Annotated in this window: 20 protein-coding genes; 13 read left to right on the forward strand and 7 right to left on the reverse strand. The window is 69.6% G+C overall.

All coding sequences use genetic code 11. The features are described from left to right. The first annotated feature begins 102 nt into the window (after positions 1-102). From tig to LBW94_RS34270, 9 genes are all read left to right on the forward strand, one after another. Entirely contained in the window at positions 103-1,497 is a 1,395-nt protein-coding gene (gene tig, locus LBW94_RS34230; RefSeq protein WP_416277009.1) for a trigger factor, read from the forward strand. Between the two features lie 269 nt (positions 1,498-1,766). Then, entirely contained in the window at positions 1,767-2,378 is a 612-nt protein-coding gene (locus LBW94_RS34235; protein ID WP_266272928.1) for an ATP-dependent Clp protease proteolytic subunit, read from the forward strand. Between the two features lie 51 nt (positions 2,379-2,429). After that, positions 2,430-3,098 (forward strand): ATP-dependent Clp protease proteolytic subunit, encoded by a 669-nt coding sequence (locus LBW94_RS34240; protein ID WP_225060571.1) that lies wholly within the window; start codon positions 2,430-2,432, stop codon positions 3,096-3,098. 333 nt (positions 3,099-3,431) lie between these two features. Further along, entirely contained in the window at positions 3,432-4,712 is a 1,281-nt protein-coding gene (clpX, locus tag LBW94_RS34245; RefSeq protein WP_225060572.1) for an ATP-dependent Clp protease ATP-binding subunit ClpX, read from the forward strand. 198 nt (positions 4,713-4,910) lie between these two features. Then, positions 4,911-7,217, forward strand: a complete 2,307-nt coding sequence (locus LBW94_RS34250) for an FdhF/YdeP family oxidoreductase (protein WP_225060573.1) — start codon at positions 4,911-4,913, stop codon at positions 7,215-7,217. Then, positions 7,214-8,047, forward strand: coding sequence for a formate dehydrogenase accessory sulfurtransferase FdhD (gene fdhD, locus LBW94_RS34255; protein ID WP_225060574.1), 834 nt, complete (start codon positions 7,214-7,216; stop codon positions 8,045-8,047). The genes LBW94_RS34250 and fdhD overlap by 4 nt, the downstream gene beginning before the upstream one ends. A gap of 28 nt (positions 8,048-8,075) precedes the next feature. After that, positions 8,076-8,450, forward strand: coding sequence for a nuclear transport factor 2 family protein (locus tag LBW94_RS34260; protein WP_225060575.1), 375 nt, complete (start codon positions 8,076-8,078; stop codon positions 8,448-8,450). Between the two features lie 57 nt (positions 8,451-8,507). Continuing rightward, positions 8,508-9,821, forward strand: a complete 1,314-nt coding sequence (locus LBW94_RS34265) for a DUF6882 domain-containing protein (RefSeq protein ID WP_225060576.1) — start codon at positions 8,508-8,510, stop codon at positions 9,819-9,821. Between the two features lie 126 nt (positions 9,822-9,947). Continuing rightward, positions 9,948-10,478, forward strand: coding sequence for a hypothetical protein (locus LBW94_RS34270; protein ID WP_225060577.1), 531 nt, complete (start codon positions 9,948-9,950; stop codon positions 10,476-10,478). A gap of 182 nt (positions 10,479-10,660) precedes the next feature. Here LBW94_RS34270 and LBW94_RS34275 read toward each other — a convergent pair whose 3' ends face one another. Beyond that, positions 10,661-11,119 carry a MarR family winged helix-turn-helix transcriptional regulator gene (locus tag LBW94_RS34275; protein ID WP_225060578.1) on the reverse strand — a complete coding sequence of 153 codons (459 nt, stop codon included), beginning with the start codon at positions 11,117-11,119 and terminating at the stop codon, positions 10,661-10,663. 45 nt (positions 11,120-11,164) lie between these two features. Next, the gene (locus LBW94_RS34280; protein WP_225060579.1) at positions 11,165-11,761 is read right to left on the reverse strand and encodes a TIGR03086 family metal-binding protein; all 597 of its coding nucleotides are present in this window, start codon (positions 11,759-11,761) and stop codon (positions 11,165-11,167) included. Between the two features lie 194 nt (positions 11,762-11,955). Here LBW94_RS34280 and LBW94_RS34285 point away from each other — a divergent pair, with 194 nt between their 5' ends. Beyond that, the gene (locus LBW94_RS34285; RefSeq protein ID WP_225060580.1) at positions 11,956-12,231 is read left to right on the forward strand and encodes a YggT family protein; all 276 of its coding nucleotides are present in this window, start codon (positions 11,956-11,958) and stop codon (positions 12,229-12,231) included. A gap of 72 nt (positions 12,232-12,303) precedes the next feature. On the opposite strand, the gene LBW94_RS34290 is transcribed toward LBW94_RS34285, so the two are convergent. Then, positions 12,304-13,749 carry an MFS transporter gene (locus LBW94_RS34290; protein ID WP_225060581.1) on the reverse strand — a complete coding sequence of 482 codons (1,446 nt, stop codon included), beginning with the start codon at positions 13,747-13,749 and terminating at the stop codon, positions 12,304-12,306. 100 nt (positions 13,750-13,849) lie between these two features. On the opposite strand from LBW94_RS34290, the gene LBW94_RS34295 reads away from it, so the two are divergent. After that, positions 13,850-14,290, forward strand: coding sequence for a MarR family winged helix-turn-helix transcriptional regulator (locus LBW94_RS34295; protein ID WP_225060582.1), 441 nt, complete (start codon positions 13,850-13,852; stop codon positions 14,288-14,290). Here the strand turns inward: LBW94_RS34295 and LBW94_RS34300 are convergent. After that, on the reverse strand, positions 14,287-15,345 hold the full coding sequence (locus tag LBW94_RS34300) for an S-adenosylmethionine:tRNA ribosyltransferase-isomerase (protein ID WP_225060583.1): 1,059 nt from the start codon (positions 15,343-15,345) through the stop codon (positions 14,287-14,289). The two genes, LBW94_RS34295 and LBW94_RS34300, sit on opposite strands and share 4 nt — an antisense overlap. Before the next feature lie 85 nt (positions 15,346-15,430). Beyond that, a complete protein-coding gene (locus LBW94_RS34305) occupies positions 15,431-16,120 on the reverse strand; it encodes an SDR family NAD(P)-dependent oxidoreductase (protein ID WP_225060584.1) in 690 nt (229 codons plus the stop codon). Between the two features lie 120 nt (positions 16,121-16,240). Between LBW94_RS34305 and LBW94_RS34310 the strand changes: the two genes are divergently transcribed. Further along, positions 16,241-17,035, forward strand: a complete 795-nt coding sequence (locus LBW94_RS34310) for a VOC family protein (RefSeq protein ID WP_225060585.1) — start codon at positions 16,241-16,243, stop codon at positions 17,033-17,035. A gap of 108 nt (positions 17,036-17,143) precedes the next feature. On the opposite strand, the gene LBW94_RS34315 is transcribed toward LBW94_RS34310, so the two are convergent. Further along, positions 17,144-18,697 carry a glycerol-3-phosphate dehydrogenase/oxidase gene (locus LBW94_RS34315; RefSeq protein WP_225060586.1) on the reverse strand — a complete coding sequence of 518 codons (1,554 nt, stop codon included), beginning with the start codon at positions 18,695-18,697 and terminating at the stop codon, positions 17,144-17,146. Positions 18,698-18,761: 64 nt separating this feature from the next. Next, entirely contained in the window at positions 18,762-19,334 is a 573-nt protein-coding gene (locus LBW94_RS34320; protein WP_225060633.1) for a TetR/AcrR family transcriptional regulator, read from the reverse strand. Positions 19,335-19,983: 649 nt separating this feature from the next. On the opposite strand from LBW94_RS34320, the gene LBW94_RS34325 reads away from it, so the two are divergent. Then, complete coding sequence (locus tag LBW94_RS34325) at positions 19,984-21,561, forward strand: FAD-binding oxidoreductase (protein ID WP_225060634.1); 1,578 nt, start codon at positions 19,984-19,986, stop codon at positions 21,559-21,561. Positions 21,562-21,583: the final 22 nt, after the last annotated feature.

Consider the following 21,583-nt stretch of genomic DNA (forward strand, 5'->3'; position numbering starts at 1 on the left):
TCTGGTCCGGATGCGATCGGGGGGACCCTGACGCCGACCGGACGATGTCGGCCGACCCACAGAACGTCAAACGGAAAAGTACAACGAACAAGGAGCATGTCCGTGAAGAGCACCGTCGAGCAGCTGAGCCCGACCCGGGTCCGCATCAACGTCGAGGTGCCCTTCGAGGAGCTGAAGCCGGACTTCGACCGGGCCTACAAGTCGCTGGCCAAGCAGGTGCGCATCCCGGGCTTCCGTCCGGGTAAGGCGCCCGCGCGCCTGCTGGAGGCGCGGCTGGGTCGTGGCGCCATCCTCGAGCAGGTCGTCAACGACGCACTGCCGGCCCGCTACAGCGAGGCCGTCTCGACCGCCGACGTGAAGGTCATCGGCCGCCCGGAGATCGAGATCACCAAGATCGAGGACGGCTCGGAACTGGCCTTCACCGCCGAGGTCGACGTCCGCCCCGAGATCACCCTGCCCGACTACAGCGGCATCGCGGTCACCGTCGACCCGATCACCATCGGCGACGAGGACATCGAGCAGCAGTTGCAGTCGCTGCGGCAGCGCTTCGGCACCCTGAAGACCGTCGAGCGCGCGGTCGCCGAGGGCGATTTCATCTCCATCGATCTCTCGGCCACCGTCGACGGCCAGGAGGTCGAGGAGGCGGCCACCACCGGCCTGTCCCACGAGGTCGGTTCCGGTCAGCTGATCGAGGGCCTGGACGAGGCCGTGATCGGCGCGTCCGCCGGCGAGTCGAAGGAGTTCACCTCCACGCTGGTCGCCGGTGAGCACGCCGGCAAGGAGGCCGTCATCACCGTCACGGTGCAGACGGTCAAGGAGCGCGAGCTGCCGGAGGCCGACGACGAATTCGCGCAGCTGGCAAGCGAATTCGACACCATCGACGAGCTGAAGACCGACCTGCGCGGCCGCGTCGAGCAGGTCAAGAAGGTGGAGCAGGCCGGCTCGATCCGCGACAAGGTGCTCGGGGCGCTGCTGGAGCAGACCGAGGTGCCGCTGCCGGAGGGCGCCGTGCAGGCCGAGATCGACGCGGTCACCCACGACGCGGTGCACGGCTTCGACCACGACGAGGCCGCCTTCGCCGCCGCGCTGGCCGCGGAGGGCTCCTCGCGCGAGGAGTTCGACAAGGATGCCAAGGAGGCCGCCGAGAAGTCGGTGAAGACCCAGTTGCTGCTGGACGCCGTCGCCGAGGCGGAGCAGACCCAGGTCGGCCAGCAGGAGCTGACCGAGCGGATCCTGTTCCAGTCGCAGCGCTACGGCCTGTCGCCGGAACAGTTCCTGCAGCAGGTGCAGCAGGCCGGTCAACTCGGAGCGATCTTCGCCGATGTCCGCCGCGGCAAGGCGCTGGCCACCGTGGTCGGCCAGGCGGCGGTCACCGACGCCGAGGGCAACGCGGTCGACACCACCGAGATGTTCGGAGCCCTGGACGCCGACGACGAGGCCGTCGAGATCATCGACGACGAGGCGGTCGCCGAGACCGCCGAGGCGAGTGCGGAGTAGCGAATTGCCTTCGCGGCGCTATTGTCACGAGACGGTGGGTCGCGGATCGAGCGCCGGCGAGGTTCGCCGTTAGCGAAGCGGGGCGGTACCGGGAGTTCGGTGCCGCCCTGCTTCGTTAGGGTTTGTGTCAGCGAACAAGGACATGGTCGAGCGATGGGCACGGAGGAAGCGGCTTGCGTCGCCACGAAATGCCCCTGGGAGACCGCAAATGGGATAAAGGCTGTGCTTGCGAGCACCGAGCCGGTGAGAGAGGGCAGGTATCCGTGACAATCAATCAGGCAGGACCGGTCATGACATCAGCAACAGCTGGTCTCAACCTCAGTGATTCGGTGTACGAGCGCCTGCTGCGGGACCGCATCATCTTCCTGGGCACCCAGGTCGACGACGACATCGCCAACAAGCTCTGCGCACAGATCCTGCTGCTGGCCGCGGAGGACCCGTCGCGTGAGATCTCGCTGTACATCAACTCGCCGGGCGGTTCGGTGACGGCGGGTATGGCGATCTACGACACCATGCAGTTCGCCGAATGCGACATCTCGACGATCGCGATCGGCCTGGCCGCGTCGATGGGGCAGTTCCTGCTCACCGCAGGCACCAAGGGCAAGCGTTACGCCCTGCCGCACACCCGGATCATGATGCACCAGCCCTCGGCCGGCATCGGTGGTTCGGCCGCGGACATCGCGATCATGGCCGAGCAGTTCGCGCACACCAAGCGTGAGCTCAACGAGTTGCAGGCTCTGCACACCGGCAAGTCGGTGGAGCAGGTCACCACGGACGCCGACCGCGACCGCTGGTTCACCGCCAAGGACGCGCTGGAGTACGGGTTCATCGACAAGGTGATCACCCACGCCCGGCAGGCGACCAACGGCAGTGCGAACTGACCTGCGCCGCGTAGCGAATCGAGCTCAACCACACCGACTTTGGAGACGAAGATGACCCTCATCGATCCTCGCGCAGGCCTGTCCGGCATCGCGCCGGCGAGCCCGCAGGCGCGATACATCCTGCCCTCGTTCATCGAGCACTCGAGCTTCGGCGTCAAGGAATCCAACCCGTACAACAAGCTGTTCGAGGAGCGCATCATCTTCCTCGGCGTGCAGGTGGACGACGCCTCCGCCAACGACGTCATGGCGCAGTTGCTGGTGCTGGAGTCGCTGGATCCGGACCGTGACATCACCATGTACATCAACTCGCCGGGCGGCTCGTTCACGTCGCTGATGGCCATCTACGACACCATGCAGTACGTGCGGGCCGACGTGGCCACGGTGTGCCTGGGTCAGGCGGCCTCGGCCGCCGCCGTGCTGCTGGCCGCCGGTACCCCCGGCAAGCGGGCTTGCCTGCCCAACGCGCGTGTGCTCATCCACCAGCCGTCGCTGGAGGGCGGCATCCAGGGCCAGGTTTCCGACCTGGAGATCCAGGCCGCCGAGATCGAGCGCATGCGCCGGCTCATGGAGACCACCCTGGCCCGGCACACCGGTAAAGATGCGGAGACGATCCGCAAGGACACGGACCGCGACAAGATCCTGACGGCCGACGAGGCCAAGGACTACGGGATCATCGACACCGTGTTCGACTACCGGAAGCTCAGCGCTCAGAAGAAGTGAATTCCGGCGGATCCCTCGCCGGCGCCCGGCCGGCGAGGGGTTTCGCGGAGCAGAAGTGGCAGGCGTGACGGAACGGGACACTCCCGTGACGAGAAACGTGCTCAAGTTGTCGACCTCGGTCGCGCGTTCCGGGTACGGTCACACTAGGGACCTTTGCTCATCGTTGCCGACTCGAGCCGAAGGCGGACCTGTGCCCCACCCCCATCTGGCCGCGCCGAAATGCGGCCGGCGCGAGATACTGATGGTTGTGCGGCGGGTAGCGTTGTTCGCAGATGGCTTGTCGGCAGCCGAGACAGACGGTTGCACGCGGACAAGGAAGTAGGGACCCACGAGATGGCGCGCATCGGTGATGGCGGCGATCTGCTGAAGTGCTCGTTCTGCGGAAAGAGCCAGAAGCAGGTCAAGAAGCTCATTGCGGGACCGGGGGTGTACATCTGTGACGAGTGCATCGATCTGTGCAACGAGATCATCGAAGAGGAACTGGCCGAGTCCAGTGAGGTGAAGCTCGACGAACTGCCGAAGCCGCAGGAGATCCGCGACTTCCTGGAGCAGTACGTCATCGGGCAGGATTCCGCCAAGCGCACGCTTGCCGTGGCCGTCTACAACCACTACAAGCGCATCCAGGCCGGAGACAAGGGTCGCGACAATCGTGGCGAACCGGTCGAATTGGCCAAATCGAACATTCTGATGCTCGGCCCCACCGGCTGCGGTAAGACCTACCTCGCGCAGACGCTGGCGAAGATGCTGAACGTGCCGTTCGCCATCGCCGACGCCACCGCGCTCACGGAGGCCGGTTACGTCGGCGAGGATGTGGAGAACATCCTGCTGAAGCTGATCCAGGCCGCCGATTACGACGTCAAGCGCGCCGAGACCGGCATCATCTACATCGACGAGGTCGACAAGATTGCGCGCAAGTCGGAGAACCCGTCGATCACCCGCGATGTGTCCGGTGAGGGTGTGCAGCAGGCGCTGCTGAAGATCCTGGAGGGCACCCAGGCGAGCGTGCCGCCGCAGGGCGGCCGCAAGCATCCGCACCAGGAGTTCATCCAGATCGACACCACCAACGTGCTGTTCATCGTGGCGGGCGCGTTCGCGGGGCTGGAGCGGATCGTGCAGGACCGGGTCGGCAAGCGCGGCATCGGTTTCGGCTCCGAGGTGCGCTCGAAGGCCGATATCGACACCAGCGACCGGTTCGCCGACGTCATGCCCGAGGATCTGATCAAGTTCGGCCTGATCCCCGAGTTCATCGGCCGGCTCCCTGTCGTGGCGTCGGTCACCAACCTGGACAAGGAATCGCTGGTGCGCATCCTGTCCGAGCCCAAGAACGCACTGGTGAAGCAGTACGTGCGGCTGTTCGAAATGGACGGCGTGGATCTGGAGTTCACCACCGACGCCCTGGAAGCCGTTGCGGATCAGGCGATCCTGCGTGGCACCGGCGCCCGTGGCCTGCGCGCCATCATGGAGGAAGTGCTGCTGCCGGTGATGTACGACATCCCCAGTCGTGACGATGTCGCGAAGGTGGTCGTCGACGCCGACACCGTCAACGACAATGTGCTGCCGACCATCGTGCCGCGCAAGCGTCAGCCGCAGGAGCGCCGCGAGAAGTCCGCCTAGGGCCGATCGGCTCCTTCCGCATTCCGCATCCGCCCACCGGACCCATCCGGTGGGCGGATCGCTGTGCACACCGGGTGTTGCGCACCGGGTCAACTGTGTGTGCACACCGGGTCATGGGACGACTCGAATCGACCGGCGTAGTCTCGTTCGTCGGGAGACGGCTGTTCGCACGGGCTCCGGTAGGAGGACGATAGAACCATGCATCGCAATGCGCCCACCCGCGACATCGATGAAGCCCAGCTCACGGTCACCCCGCCGAAGCAGCAGGCCGCCGGGGTGACGGCGGTGACGGTCGCGCTGGAGCGCGCTGTCGAGGAGATGGGCGTGGTGCGGACCGCGCGCACGCTCACCCGCGTCAACCAGCAGCACGGGTTCGACTGCCCGGGCTGTGCTTGGCCGGAGCCCACCGGGCATCGCAGGCCGGCGGAATTCTGCGAGAACGGAGCGAAGGCGGTCGCCGAGGAAGCGACACTGCGCACCGTCACCCCCGAGTTCTTCGCCCGGCACTCGATCGCGGAGCTGTCCGAGAAGTCCGGATTCTGGCTCGGTCAGCAAGGACGCTTGACACATCCGATGGTGCTGCGCCCCGGCGATACGCACTACACGCCGATCTCCTGGGACGACGCCTACCGGACCATCGCGGCGACGTTGCGTGGCCTGGATTCACCCGACGAGGCTCTGTTCTACACCTCGGGGCGCACCGCCAACGAGACGGCCTTCCTGTACCAGCTGCTGGTGCGCAGCTTCGGTACCAACAATCTGCCGGACTGCTCGAACATGTGCCACGAATCGTCCGGGACGGCGCTGACCGGCTCGATCGGCATCGGCAAGGGGTCGGTCTCGATCGATGATTTCGAGCAGGCCGATCTGATCGTGGTGGCCGGGCAGAATCCGGGCACCAACCATCCCCGCATGCTGTCGGCGTTGCAGAAGGCCAAGGCGGCGGGCGCGCGGGTGATCGCGGTGAATCCGCTACCGGAGACGGGCCTGCTCGGCTTCCGGGATCCGCAGACGGTGAAGGGTCTCACCACCGGCGTCGCGATCGCCGACGACTTCCTGCAGATCCGCCTCGGCGGCGATATGGCCCTGTTCCAGGGCCTGGCGAAGCTGCTGTTCGACGCCGAGGACCGGGCGCCGGGCACGGTGGTCGACCACGCCTTCGTCGGCGCGCACACCGCGGGCTTCGCGGAGTACGAGAAGCAGTGCCGCGCGGTCGATCTCGCGGTCGTCGAGGAGGCCACCGGACTGTCGCGGGAGCAGTTGGACCGGACCGCGCGCCTGCTGGCGGAATCGAAGTCGACGATCATCTGCTGGGCGATGGGGCTCACCCAGCAGCGGCACGGCGTGGCGACCATCGAGGAGGCCACCAACCTGCTGTTGCTGCGCGGCATGATCGGCAAGCCCGGCGCGGGTGTGTGCCCGGTGCGCGGGCATTCGAATGTGCAGGGCGACCGGACGATGGGCATCTGGGAGCGGATGCCGGAATCCTTCCTGGCGGCCCTGGACACCGAATTCGGCATCACCAGCCCGCGCGCGCACGGATTCGATACGGTCGACGCGATCCGCGCGATGCGGGACGGGCGGGCGTCGGTCTTCGTCGGGATGGGCGGCAATTTCGTCTCCGCCACCCCGGACACCGAGGTCACCGAGGCCGCGCTGCGCGGGTGCGCGCTGACGGTGCAGGTGTCGACCAAGCTGAACCGCAGCCATGTGGTGCACGGCCGCACCGCCCTGATCCTGCCCACCCTCGGCCGCACCGACGCCGACCGCGCCCCCGACGGCCGCAAGCAGCAGGTGTCGGTGGAGGATTCGATGTCGATGGTGCATCTGTCCACCGGCCGGTTGACGCCGGTGAGCGACGAGTTGCGCAGCGAGGTCGCCATCGTCTGCGAATTGGCGCGGGAACTGCTGGGGCCGGACCATCCGGTGCCCTGGGAGCGGTTCCGCACCGACTACGACCTGATCCGCGACGCGATCGCCCGGGTGGTGCCCGGTTGCGCCGACTACAACGTGAAGGTGCGGCAGCACAATGGTTTCCAGTTGCCGCATCCGCCCCGGGACGCCCGGGAGTTCCGGACCGACACCGGGAAGGCGAATTTCGCGGCGATCGAACTGCACTGGCTGCCGGTGCCGGCGGGCCGGCTGATCCTGCAGACGCTGCGCAGTCACGACCAGTACAACACCACCATCTACGGCCTGGACGATCGGTATCGCGGAATCCACAACGGCCGCAAGGTGATTCTGGTCAACCCCGAGGACATCACCGCGCTCGGTCTCGCCGACGGCGATCTGGTCGACATCGTCTCCGAATGGGACGACAACGACCGGCGGGTGACCGGCTTCCGGATCGTCGGGTACCCGACCCCGCGCGGCAACGCCGCCGCCTACTATCCGGAGACCAATCCGCTGGTCCCGCTGGACCATGTCGCCGAACGCTCCAACACGCCGGTGTCGAAGGCCGTCACCGTGCGGCTCGAGCCGCACGTCCACACCCTCGCGTCATGAGCCGGGTCACCGCCCGTCGCCGGATGGTGCGGATCACCCCGGCGGGGGAGATCCGCCGCCCGGATTCGCTGGCCGTGGAGGAGCCGCTGGAGCTGCGCATCGACGGGCAGTCGCTGACGGTGACCATGCGCACCCCGGGTAACGATGTCGACCTCGCACACGGATTCCTGTTGAGCGAGAACATCATCGGCGTCGCCGACGATATCGTGTCGGCGCGTTACTGCGCGGGGACCGACGACGACGGGCGCAACACCTACAACGTCCTCGACATCCGGTTGCGCACGGCTACACCGATCGTCGCGCGCAGCTTCACGACCACCAGCGCGTGCGGGCTGTGCGGCAAGACCGCGCTGGCGGAGGTGCACGCCCGCAGCCGGTATCCGCTGCCCGCCGACGGTCCGGAGGTGGACGCCGCGGTGCTGGCCGCGTTGCCCGGCGAACTACGTTCCCGCCAGGCTGTTTTCGACGCCACCGGCGGCCTGCACGCGGCGGGCCTGTTCACCGTCGACGGCGAGGCGCTGGTGGTTCGCGAGGATGTGGGCCGGCACAACGCCGTCGACAAGGTGATCGGCTGGGCGCTGCGCGAGAATCGGGTGCCCGCCGGTGACGTGGTCCTGGTCGTCTCCGGCCGCGCCTCCTTCGAACTGGTGCAGAAGGCCGTCATGGCCGGTATCCCGATGCTGGCGGCGGTGTCCGCACCCAGTTCGCTGGCCGTCGATCTGGCCGCCGACAGTGGGCTGACCCTCGCCGGATTCGTGCGAGGCGAGACCATGAACATCTACACGGGAGCCCACCGGGTCGTCCGCCGGAGTGCTACTCTCGCGATTTAGAACACGTTTCAATTAAGTGGGAGTCGACATGGCGGCGCAGCAGGTGCGAGAGACGATCGATCGGTACATAGCGCTGATGGCGACCGGTCCGGCCTCGGAGATCGCCGAGCTCTACGCGCCGGACGCCGTGGTCGAGGATCCGATCGGCAGCGACCCGCGACGGGGTGCGGCGATCGAGGAACTGTATGCCGCGCTGGACCAGATGGAACAGCGCAAGGCCGAACTGCACACCGCGCGGGTGAACGGCTCGCACGCGGCATTCTGGTTCACCCTGGTCACCGAGGTCAACGGGCATCGGATGACCTTGTCGGCGATCGACGTCATGGAATTCGACGACGCGGGCCGGATCGTCAGCATGCGGGCGTACTGGGATCCGGCGGAATTGCGGTTCGAACCCCTCTGAGCCGGGGCGCGGCGCGACCGGTTCGCCGCCACGGGCCGGCTGGTAACGTCCGCTGGCATGGAGAGCTTCAGTGCCGCGCTGACGTCCCTTGTGCGAGAACGGCTTCCGGCCGCGATGGCGCAGTTCGACGCCTTCTCCGCGGCGAATCGGGCGGGCCGCATCGAGGTCGACGCCCGGCTGGCGAAGGTGTGGGTGGGCGATCGGGAATTCACCCGGTCGGGATATCTGGGCTCGCTGGCCGAGGACCGGACGTTCATGTGGTCGTGGGCGCGGGACGACCTGCGCGGCCTGCCGGGCATCGAACTGTCCACTCGGCTGCGCGAGATCGGAATTCGGCACGATATTCCCGAACTCCGTTCGGCCCTCGTGGATCTGGACGGCTTCGAGGATCCCTGGCTCGCGGCCGATCGGCTGGCCCTGTTCGCCCAGGCGGCGCTCGGCGCCCGGGGCATGGCGAAGCTGAACCACGGTGGCCGGGCGTATGTGTACGTGCTGGTCGACGATGATGCGGTGCCCTCGGCGGCGCCCGGCCCGGACCATGTGGACGACTATCGCCGTGCCGCGGCGGAATTGCTGGCCGGCGGCGGTGAGCGGACGGTGAACACCGGCGGCGCGCCCCCGCCGGGGACCGCACCGGGTTTCGTTCCGGACGCCCTGCTGGCCGTGCTGGCGCCGAGCGCGGCCGTGGCGATGGGGCGGCAGGGCGTCCCGGCCGATGCCGTGGTCGAACCGATGCCCGGCCCGGTCAGCTGGCATCCGGCCGAGGGACGCGTCCACAGTGCCGGGCAACCGAATTCGGCTTTCGAGGCCGCGGCGATCGGTCACTACGACCACGGGCGTGAACTGTGGGAATGGTCCGATTCGCAGTTCCGGGGCAGCGCGGCGGTCCGTGCCGCGGCCGCCGCGCATGGGGCCGATCACCTTGCGGCCGAACGGGTTCCACTCGGCGCGTCCGGGGCGCCGCGCAATGCCGCCTATCTGCTCGCGATGGCCGCGACGCACCTGGGCGGGGCGGCGGGATGGCTGGATGTGCCCACCGCGACCGGCCGGGTGATCCTGGCGCTCACCGATCCCCGCTGCACCGCCCCGGGGACCGACCCCGACCACGCCTGTGCCGCGCTGCGGCAGGCGGCCGGCCTGGTCAATCCGCTCACGCGCCCGCACAACCGGTATCCGACCATGCATTCCCTCGTCGTCGGCTTCCTCGACCACCACGGCATCGGGCGGCTGCACGTCGGCGAACCGTATTTCACGGGTGGGATCATCGGCCTGCACGAACTGCGCGCGGAATTCGGCTCGGAGGGCATTCTCATGCGCGTCCACCACAGCCCGATGGGCACCTTCGGACCGCTCGGCCGACCAGTCCCGTGACCGTGATCGGAGCGCTCTCCACGTCGGGTGCCTGGTCCGGCGAGGGTGCGACTCACATCGGATGTCTGGTTCCTGTCGTACCCTCGCGCTACGGTGACTGCGTACCGGCGATCGGAGGAGGGTCCGATGCGTATTTCGGTGGAGCGGTTCGGTGACGGGCTGCGGGTGCGCATGCGCCTGGATGTGGATCGGCGGCGGTGGCTCGTCACCCGGGTCGCCATGGTGCTGCTGGCGGTGATCGGCGTGGTGACGGGGGTGTGGGCGCTGGCGGCCCCGGCGGCGTGGTTCCGGAGTTTTCCGTTCGGGCTGAACTGGGTGCCGATGGACGGGCCGTACAACCAGCACCTGGCGGTCGACGCGGGTGCGTTCTTCCTGGCGCTCGGCGTGCTGGCCGCACTGGCCGCCGCGGCGGCCGACAGTCTGCTCTGCCGGGTGACCGGGGTGGGCTGGCTGGTGTTCGGGATTCCGCACCTGCTCTACCACGCGGCGCATCGACCCGCGGACATGTCCGGGGCGGGCTTCGCGCTGATGCTGATCGCCGCGGCGCTCATGGTGCTGATCGCCGCCGCGGCCGTGGTCGCCGCGCCGCGTGGACGGGTGCCGTTGCGTGATCCGGCGCCGATGGACATCCGCCTGCCGGGCCGTCGTAACGGGTGAGGCCGATGTGTCGATCTCTGTGATATCGGGCAAGGTTCAACGACGAACCACGGGAGATCGACGGCGATCTCCGCAACGGGCGCGACCGGGTCGACCGGTCGTCACCGGCCCGAGGCACGGGCATACCGCGAATGCCGGGAGGCAGTGCGTACGGGGTGTGAGACAAGGGCTTTGCGACAGCGTCACCGATCGGTGGCGCTGTCGCCGACGATCTCGTCGAAGGAGAGGGCGGTCAGCGCGGCCAGGGTGTTGAGAAAGCCCTGCCGGTCCGCCGGGTCGAGCCGGCCGAGCAGCCGCTCCTCGTTCGCCTGGATCGCCGCCTGCGCGGAGTCGCGCAGCCGCCGACCGGCCGGTGTCAGCGCGAGCAGTCGCGCCCGCCGGTCGGCCGGATCGGGGCGGCGTTCGATGAGCCCGCGTTCCTGGAGATCGTCCAGGACAGCGATGATGCGTGTCTTGTCGGCGCCGATCTCCTCGGCCAGCAGGCCCTGCCCGCGGGTGGGGGAGCGGCCCAGCGCGAGCAGCACCGAATATGCCCACATGGTGAGCTCGTGTGCGTCCAGGATCGGCCGCTCCGCGGCCATCAGGGCACGAAACAGCGGTGCGATCATCGCCGCCAGATCCGCACGCTCCGCCTTCGCCATGCGGACAAACTTACGTCCCTCGGCGCCGGTGAAGGCGGGGTGGCGTCAGTGCGGCCAGCCCGGTGAGCGGCCGAGCAGCGTGAGGATGCGCTCGAGTGGGTCCGTCGTGGGCGACGACAGCGAGGGCGCGAACGCCGCACCGGGTTGCAGCCGCTCCGTGCCGTCCGGCACCGCCGTGGCGATGCCGAGCGCGGGTTCGGCCAGGGTGTCGTCGAGCCGGTAGTCCAGGCCCAGGGTGCGGGCCACATCCCAGCCGTGCACGACGTAGTCGATGAAATGGAAACCGATGGCGAGGCTGCCGGGTGCGCGGAAGCCCGGAGCGAACTCCGGGAGATCGAAATACCGTTCCAGCACACCGGATTCGGCATATGCCGCGGTGACATCCGCTGCGGCCTCGGCATATTCGGCCACCGGATCGTCCGACAGCGGCTGTGGCGCCCAGATCGCCGGGTCGGCGCCCTGCCCACGGGCGGACGCGGCGAAGCCATGATGCTGAACGATCATGTGGGACAACAGATCTGCCAGATTCCAGCCGGAGCACGGCGTGGCGCGGCCGAGATCGGCGGCGGTGACCCGGGAGACGAGGGTGACGCTGTGGTCGACGGCGAGGCGATTGAGTTCTCGAATATCTGCCATACCCATATGATAAGCAGATGCACACCATCTGTCCATGCTTACTATCTGCCGGTGCGTACGGAGCCTGGACGGCCGGCAGCGTTTTCCTGGTAACTTCCTGAGAACCGGGAGTGGGCGACACTTCGAGCCATCGCCGCACGTTGTCATGGGTAACGGGATGCGGCTGCACGGTCGTGGCCCCTCACGAAGGAGAGTTCGTCATGAGCCTCATCGGTACGTTGCTCGGCTACGTCCTGACGGTGTTCATCGTGCTGTTGATCGCCAGAATGGTGCTGGATTGGGTGGCCGTCCTCGGCAATCGCTCGGAGTGGGCGCTGCGGGGCCGCCGCTTCACCCACGCCGCGACCGAACCGGTCATCGGCCCGGTGCGCCGGGTGCTGCCGCCGCTGCGCGCTGGTGGAATGTCGATCGACCTGGCCTTCACCGTGGTGTTCCTGGTCGCGGTGGTGCTCCGGTCGGTGTTCTTCGCGCTGTGACCGCTCGCGGCGAGTCCGCGGCACACGGAAACGGGCCCGAGCCGGGATGGCTCGGGCCCGCCGCGGTGGTCGTCAGCCGATGGTGACCGGCTCGGCCGTGCCGGCCGTCGCGGACGCGACCTCGGTGGCGGCGCCCGGCCGGGCGGGACGCAGGCCCAGCAGTGCGGCGAGCACCGTGGCGGCACAGGCGCCGGCGCCGACCCAGAAGGCCAGGGTGAACTGCCCCTCCTGCGGAAGGGGCAGGTGCGGAAGCACTTTCGCGGTCAGCAGGGTGGTGATGATGGCACTGCCCAGCGAACTGCCGACGGTCCGGGAGATCGAATTGATGCCGTTGGCGATACCGCTCTGATGATGCGGAACCCCGGCGGCGATCAGCGCCGGCATCGCGGCGTAGGCGAAGCTGATCGCCACGCCGACGACCACTCCGGACAGGATCACCGGTGCGGTGGTGTCGTGGGCGAGCGCCAGCCAGCCGAATCCCACCGCGCCGATCATCCCGGACAGCGCCAGCACCAGCCGCCCGCCGATCCGGCCGACCAGCAGACCGCCGATCGGGGCGGCCACCATCATGGCCAGCGTTCCCGGCAGCAGATATTCCACCGAGGCACGCAGGATCGAGGCGCCGAATCCGTATCCGGCGGCCCGCGCCGGAATCTGCGACAGATACGACACGCCCGTGAACTGCAGGAACATCGCGAAGCCGATGAACAGACCGGACAGGTTGGTGAACAGCACCGGCCGGTGCACGAACATGTTCAGGTCCACCAGCGGCACCGGCACCTTCCGCTCGGTGACCACCCACAGCACCGCGAACGCGATCGCGGCCACGAAACAGCCCAGGGTCGCGGCCGAGGTCCAGCCCCAGGTGTGGCCCTGCGAGATCGGCAGCAGTAACAACACCAGGAATCCGCCGAGGGTCAGCGCGCCGGGCAGGTCGACGCTGCCGGGATGCCGCTGCGCGGCAGCCGGAACGGCGACCGCGGTCGCGATCAGGGCCAGGATCGACAATCCGGCGGTGAACCAGAACACCACGTGATAGTCGGCGTCGTGGCCCTTGGTCAGCAGGCCGGTGGACACCAGGCCGATACCGCCGCCGAAGCCCAGGGTGCCGCTGACGATCGCCATCGCGCCGTGCAGTCGCCGCACCGGAATGTGTTCCCGCAGGATCGCGAGCGCCAGCGGGAAGATCGCGGTCGCCACGCCCTGGAGCGCGCGGCCCACCAGCAGCACGGGCAATGAACCGGCCAGCGCCGAGACCACCGAGCCGATCACCGCGACTGCCAGCACCGCCAGCAGGGTCGGCTTCTTGCCGTACAGATCGCCGATGCGGCCGAGCAGCGGCGTGAACACCGCGGCGGCCAGCAGCGTCGAGGTGGTCACCCAGCTCACCGAGGTCGTCGACTGGTGCAGGTCGGTGGCGATCAGGCCCAGGATGGGCACCGCCTGGGTCTGCATCAGGGTCACGATCATCGCCGCGAATGCCAGCGCGGCGGTCGATGACCACCCTTTCCGTTCCAACCCGTCACCTCCGTACGCTCGGATGAGATTTACTTGAAGTCTTCAATCATCTAAAGGTTCCATGATCGCGGTTGTCAAACGTGGCGGTACCATCGCTGCTATGAGTCCCGACACACCGCCGAGCCCCCTGGCCTTGCTGGTCGCGCGCTTCGTGTCGGCGTATCTGGAGGAATTCCTCGCTTCGGCGGAGGGACACGGCCTGACGCTGACGCAGGCCAAGATGTTGCTGGCGCTCAACGAACCCCCGTCGGAACTGCCGATGCGGGTCCTCGCGAGTCGGCTGACCTGCGACCCCTCGAATCTCACCGGTGTCGCCGATCGGATGGAGGCGCGCGGGCTGGTGCGGCGCACAGTGAATCCGTCGGATCGGCGAGTCAAGTACCTGAAGGCGACGGCCGCCGGGCGCGAGCTGGCCGACCGTATCCGGGCCGGTCAGGCTCGATCCCTGCGGGCGCTGGCCGAGTTGACCCCGGCCGAGGAACAGCAACTGGAGAGCATGCTGGAGCGGCTGGTCGGCAAGCTGGAGGCTCGCGAGGATTAGTGGCGGCCCGGGGCGAACTGTGCGCGCTGTTCCGGTGCGAACAACAGGGCGGAGTCGCCGAATTCGTGCCACAGGTAGCCGGTGGCCAGAGCGCTGCGGTAGGCGTCGCGAACCTGTTCCGGTCCGGCCACCGCATCCAGCAGGTTCAGGTGGGAGGCGCCCGGTTCGTGCCAGCCGGTGATCAGGCCGTTCACCGTGCGGGCCGGTCGGCCGGGGCCGAGCACCAGATCGGTCCAGCCGGCCGCCGGGTGCACCGCGCCGGCCGGATCGGCTGCCGATTCCAGGGCGCGGGTGACCGTGGTGCCGACGGCGATCACCCGCCGGTGTGCGGTGTGCGTCGCGTTCACCGCCCGCGCGGTCGCGGCCGGGACCGCATAGCGCTCGGGGCTCGGTGGTTCGCCGATCTCGGGGGAGGACACGCCGGTGTGCAGGGTGATCGGCGCCACGGCGATGCCCGCGACGATCAGTTCGGTGATCAGTCTGTCGGTGAACGGCCTGCCGGCGCTGGGCATTTCGGCGCTGCCCGGGATGCGTCCGAAGACCGTGCGATAGAAGTGCGGCGACCAGCGTTCGGGGACGTAGGCATAGGTGATGGGCCGCCCGTGCCGCGCCAGCAGTGCGGGCACGTCCGTGTCGACGTCGGCCACCCACAGGCGTTGCGCGGAGGGCAGCCAGGGGCGGCGCAGGGTCAGTTCCGCGTCCGGAAGTCGCACGCGCGCATCGGGTTCCGGGGTCGCATCCAGCAGTGGTACGCCCGCTGGGTCACGCACCTCCACCACCTGGGACCCGTCGGCCAGCCGGGCCGAGAAGTGCACCACCACCGGCAGCCCGCGATAGTGGCCGTCGACGGCGGCGTTCGTCGTCGCGGAATTGTTCACCACCAGCAGATCACCCGGTCGCAGGAACCGCGGCAGCTCACGGAATCGGGTGTGGGTGCTGATTCCGTTGTCCGACACCAGCATCCGCACCTCGTCGCGGGCGAGGCCGCGGGCCTCCGGGGGTGCGGTGGCCGCGAGGTCGGCGGGGACGGTGAATTCGTGTTGTGCCACGGTCATCGGGGCACGTCCTTTCGTCCGGCCGGGATGCTCCCGGCCGTGGTCGGTGGTTCTCGCCCGGTGTGCGGGCCGGGCGTGACGCGAGTCAGCGCGCCGGCAGCAGGTCGGCGGCGAGGTATCGCCCGCTGGGCGGGCGGTGGTCGAGCAGATGCAGGAACGCGGGGACGACCGTCTCCGGTTCCGGCCGGTCGGAGATATCCTCGCCGGGAAATGCGGCCTGGTGCATGGCGGTCCGCATGTCGCCGGGATCGAGGGCGTAGACGCGCAGGCCGGGATTCTCGGCGGCGTAGACGGCGGTGAGCTGGTCCAGCGCCGCCTTCGAGGAGCCGTAGCCGCCCCAGCCCTCGTAGGCGTTGACCGCCGCGTCGGAGCTGATGTTCACCGCGATCCCGTTCGCGGCGAGCAACATCGGCCGGGTCAGTTGCAGGATCGACAGGGGTGCGACCACATTCGTGGTCAGCACGCCGAGCAGTTCGTCCGGCGGGTAGTCGGCCAGCGCGGGCATCGGGCTCGGGCCGAGCGCACTCGCATTGTTCACCACCAGGTCGAGCCGATCGAGTTCGCCGATCACCCGGGCCAGCGCGGCGCGGTGGCCCGGGTCGGCCACGTCCCCGGCCACCGCGACGGCGCCGGTAGCATCTCGCACCCGGGTCAGTGGCTCGAGCTGCCGGGCGGTGAGGATCAGATCCCAGCCGCGTTCGGCCAGCGCGAACGCCAGGGCCCGGCCGAATCCGGCGGATGCGCCGGTGAGGAGGGCTGTTGTCGTATCGTTCATGTCACCATCGTCGAACCTCAATGATGGTTCAGGTCAAGGGTCCGCCGTTCGCCCACCGGTGAATTTCCGCGCTCACCGTCGTCCGAAGAGGCGAACCACAACCACTGCCGAGGAGGCACCATGACCTACACCTTCCGCTCCGGAGACCCGTGCTGGGTGGAGCTGTTCACCTCCGACCCCGATCGCTCCATCGCTTTCTACGGCGAACTGCTCGGCTGGACCGCCGAGCGCGTCGAGGAATTCGGTGGCTACATCAACTTCGCCCACGACGGCGTCCTCGTCGCCGGTGGCATGCACAACGACGGCAGCACCGGTGGCCCCGACCAGTGGACCGTGTACCTGGCCAGTGACGACGCGCAGGCCACCGCCGACGCCGCGGTCGCGCACGGCGGGCAGGTGGTGGTCCCGGCGATGCCGGTCGGCGATCTCGGCCACATGGCGGTGCTGGCCGACGCGGCCGGCTCCGGCGTGGGCATCTGGCAGCCCGGTACGCACCGCGGCATCGGCGCGCTGGGCGTGGTCGGCGACGGCGTGTGGAGCAACCACGTCGGCAACCCGTCCTGGTTCGAGTTGCACACCCGGGAATACGGCGCCGAACTGGACTTCTATCGCACCGTCTTCGGCTGGCAGGATCCGTTCACCGTCGCCGACACCCCCGAATTCCGGTACACCACCATCCATTCCGCGACCCCGATGCTCGGCGGCGTGCTGGACTCCGCGGCCTTCCTGCCCGCCGGATCGCCCGGTGGCTGGCGCGTCTACTTCGGCGTCGAGGATGTCGACGCCGCCGTGAAAACCGTAGTGGCGCTGGGTGGTTCGGTGGAACGAGAGCCCGAGAACACACCGTACGGCCGCCTCGCCGCCGTTGTCGATCCGGGCGGGGTGTCGTTCAGCCTGGGCGGCAACAAGGGCTGAGCCGGGACTGTTCCGGCAACCGGCGGAAGGCGTCGAGCCCGCTGTCCATGCTCGCGGCGAAGGGTCGGCCGCGGCGTCCGGCGGCAGGATTCGCGATCGGCCGGTTCGTCAGTCCTGGCGCAGCGCCGCTTCGGCGGCCGGGAGCGCGGCGTCGCGGTCGGCCGGGACCAGGCCGATGCGGGTGCGGCGGTCCAGCAGGTCGGCGGTGTCGAGGGCTCCCTCGCGGGCGACCGCGTAGGCGAATTCGGCACGCAGCACGTCGATTCCGGGGGCCACCGGCTCGGCGAGCGCCGGATCGCGCTGGGCGGGAGCGAGCACCGCGCGCGCCTCGCTGCCGTAGCGTTCCACCAGCAGTGGCGGCGCGGGAATCCGGTCGCGGGCGGTGCCGGTGATCGCGCCCACCAACGGAATTCGCATGGTGCGGCACGGACCGGCGGGCAGACCCGCCTCGGCGACCGCGGCGTCGACGGCGTCCTGGGCCATCTGCCGGTAGGTGGTCAGTTTGCCGCCCACGACGGTGATCGGCCCGCCGGGGGAGTGCAGCACCGCATGCTCGCGGGAGATGTCGGCGGTGCTGTCGCTCGCGGTGCGCAGCAGCGGCCGCAGCCCGGCGAAGCTGCCACGAATATCGCTGCGGTGCAGCGGTTCTCGCAACACGGTGTTGACCGTGTCCAGCAGGAAGTCGATCTCGGCGTCGGTCGGCCGCGGCTCGTCGGGCACCGGGCCCGGGGCGTCCTCGTCGGTCAGGCCCAGATACACCCGGCCGTGCGGTGCGGGCAGCGCGAACACGAATCGGCTGGTACTGCCCGGAATCGGCACGGTCAGCGCGGCGGTGAGCCCGCCGAAGGCCGCGGCGTCGAACACCAGGTGGGTGCCGCGGCTGGGCCGCAGTTCGATGGCGGGATCGAGCCGGTCGGCCCACACGCCGGTGGCGTTGATCACCGCACGGGCTCGGACGGTGAGGGTTTCGCCGGACCGGGTGTCGTGCAGGACGGCCGAATCGCCGCTGATCTCGAGCGCCTCGACGCGGGTGAGGACGGAAGCGCCGTGCGCGGCGGCGGTGCGCGCGATGGTCACCACCAAGCGGGCATCGTCGACCAGCTGGCCGTCCCAGGACAGCAATCCGCCCCGCAGCCCACCGCGGCGCAGCGTGGGCACCAGCCGCAGCGCCTCCGCCGTCGGCACTCGCCGGGACCGGGGCAGTATCGCGGTCGAGGTTCCGGCGCTGCGCCGCAACACGTCTCCGGCCAGGAATCCGGCGCGCACCAGCGCGCGCTGCGGTGCGCCGATCCGCGGCAGCAGCGGCACCACCTGCGGCAGGGCGCGGACCAGATGCGGTGCCGTGGTGGTCATCAGCACGTGCCGCTCCCGCGCGCTCTCGTGGGCGATGCCCACCCCGCCGCTCGCCAGGTAGCGCAGGCCGCCGTGGACGAGTTTCGAACTCCACCGGCTGGTTCCGAAGGCCAGGTCGTGCCGCTCGACCAGGACCGTCCGCAGCCCGCGTGCGGCCGCGTCCAGGGCCACCCCGGCGCCCGTCACACCCCCGCCGACCACCAGCACATCGACGGCGCCGTCGTCGCCCAGCGCCAGCAGTTCGCGCTGCCGCCGGTCGGCGTTGAGGGCCGAATTGCCCGGCCCGCCCGGCTCGTTCGTGGTCCGCATGTGAGCTCCTGTCGTCCGATCGCGCGCTCCGCGCGGTGATTCGATGCCGCGGCACGCGCGGCGGTCAGGCCAGGCGCTCGGCGCCGTCGGGGATCAGATAGCCGTCGATGGCGCGGGCCAGCTCGGCGTCCAGATGCTGCTCGTCGAGGATGTCACGGACCATCCCCGCGGACTGCACCGCCGACTGCGCGATCAGCAGCAGCATGGTCGCCAGTTGCTCGGGATCGCCGTCGCGGATCGAGCCGTCCCGCTGCCCCTCCCGGATGACGGCCGCGAACAACAGGATCAGCTCGCGCTGGTTGCGGCCCAGGCGGCCGAACACGTACGTGAGCATGAGATCGGTATCGGTCCGGAAGATCTTGGTGAACAACGCGTTGGTGCGAATCCGGTCGGCGCCGATCACGATCCCGTCGAGCAGCCGGGCCCGCGCGCTGCCGCCCGGCGGGATGGCGTGCCCCACGACATCGCGCAGCTCCCGGACCAGCAGATCGGCGATGAGCGACCCGGTGTCGGGCCAGCGCCGGTACACGGTCGGCCGGCTCACCCCGGCCCGGCGCGCGACCTCGGTCAGGGTGGTCCGCCGCACCCCGAATTCGGCGACGCAGTCGCGGGCCGCGTCGAGGATGGCGACATCGATGCCGGACGGGTCCGCGGGTGCACCGGAGGTCGCTGGCGCGGAGTCTGATTCGGCAACAGGGCGAAAGCCGCCGTTCGAGTGCGGGTGCCCTGCGCCATCCGGAGGCTCGCCGTCATCGGGGCTCCGGCGGCCCGGAGTGTCCCGGCCGGGCGAGGCGGCCGTGCTGCGGTTCGCCGGCTCGCCGGCCGGGGGGAGAGTGCTGGGGTCGGTGGTGCCGACGGTCGCGAAAGCCACACCCGGGTCGGCCGCTCGTCCTGTTGCGGGATCGGCGGTGCGGACGGCCTCGTCTTCGCCGATGCGTTCGTGAGTGCGGAGGTCCTCGGCCGGGCGCGGGCGGTGGTGTGCGCCGAAAGCTTCCGCGGCCGCCGTGGTGCGGGCGGGTGACGCGGTGGTGACGTCCCGGTGATCCGGTCGGGCCCGGTGCGGGCTGCCGTCGGGGTGGGGGGAGTCGGTCGAGGGCATCTGGTCTCCGCGATCTGGTGGTCCGCGTGGTCTCCGGGTGGCGCGGTCCGGGGTGCGTGTCGGACTGGTACGGCTTCGTTACCAATTTACATTCTATGTCATACTGTAACGCATGACGAGGCGGATGGAACCCGGCGGGCAGGCCGGCGCGGCAGATTCCGGGGAGTGGGCCCGCGTGGGGCCGGAGATGGTCTGGGACGCGTGGGGCGTCGCGGCCGGGCATGCGCCGTTGCCGGAGCGGATCCGGTCGCTGCTGGCGCAGGTGTTCGGGGTCTCCGGGGAGCCGGTGGCCCGGCCCGCCGAGGACGACGTGCCGGTGCGGCCCTCCGCGCTCGGCGAGCGGGATCGGGCGGGGCTGGCCGCGGTGGTCGGCGCGGACGCGGTCGACACCGGTGATCGGGTCCGGCTGCGGCATGCCGGGGGTAAGAGCACGCTCGATCTGCTGCGGCGGCGTGCCGACGGTCCGCAGGACGCGCCCGATGCCGTGCTGTATCCGGCCGATCACGAGCAGGTGCTGGCGGTGCTGGCGTACTGCGCGGAGCGGGAGATCGCGGTCGTGCCGTTCGGCGGCGGCACCAGTGTGGTGGGCGGGCTCGATCCGCTGCGCGGCCGGTTCGGATCCGTTGTCGCCGTGGATCTCCGGCGGCTGGACACGCTCACCGAGGTCGATCCGGTCAGTGGCGTCGCCACTCTCGGTGCCGGGCTCACCGGTCCGCGGGCCGAGGAACTGCTTGCCGCGCACGGGTTGTCGCTCGGACACTTCCCGCAGAGTTTCGAATTCGCCAGCATCGGCGGGTTCGCGGCCACCCGGTCCTCGGGGCAGGCGTCGGCAGGATACGGCCGCTTCGACGACATGATCCAGCGGCTGGTCGTCGCGACGCCCACGGGCACACTGGATCTCGGCCGGGCGCCGGCGTCGGCCGCGGGGCCGGATCTGCGCGAGTTGTTCGCGGGGTCCGAGGGCGCCTTCGGGATCGTCACGGCGGTCACGCTGCGGGTGCATCCGATTCCGGAAACCGTTGTGTACCAAGCCTGGTCGTTCCCGGATTTCGCCGCGGGCGCGGCCGCGCTGCGACGGGTGGTGCAGACCGGCTCGGCGCCGACGGTGCTGCGGCTGTCCGACGAGGCCGAGACCGGGCTGAATCTGGCGCGAGCCGGCGATATCGGCGGCACGCCGGTCGGTGGCTGCCTGGCCGTGACCACGTTCGAGGGCACCGCCGATCATGTGGCGGCCCGCAGCGCCGAGGCGTATCCGCTGCTGGCGGCGGCCGGCGGCACGGTGCTGGGTGAGCAGCCCGCGCGGGACTGGAAGCGCGGCCGCTTCGCCGCACCCTATCTGCGCGATGCTCTGCTGGATGTCGGAATCCTCTGCGAGACACTGGAAACCGCGACCAGCTGGTCGAATCTGGAGACGTTGAAGGCGGCGGTGACCACGGCGCTGACCGAGGAGCTGTCGGCGCAGGGCACTCCGCCGCTGATCATGTGCCACCTCTCGCACACCTATGCCACCGGGGCCTCGCTGTACTTCACGGTGGTCGCCAAGCAGGCCGCGGACCCGATCGCGGGCTGGCGGCGGGCCAAACGCGCCGCCGGGGACGCGATCGTCGCGACCGGGGGCACCATCACCCATCACCACGCCGTGGGCGCCGATCATCGCCCGTGGCTGACGGCCGAGATCGGCGAGCCGGGGGTACGGGTGCTGCGGGCGGTGAAGCAGGCTCTCGACCCGGTGGGAATCCTCAATCCCGGAAAACTGGTCCCGTGAGTGCGCTACGGTCGGCCGCGGT

This window comes from Nocardia sp. alder85J (assembly GCF_020176955.2).
GTDB lineage: Bacteria > Actinomycetota > Actinomycetes > Mycobacteriales > Mycobacteriaceae > Nocardia.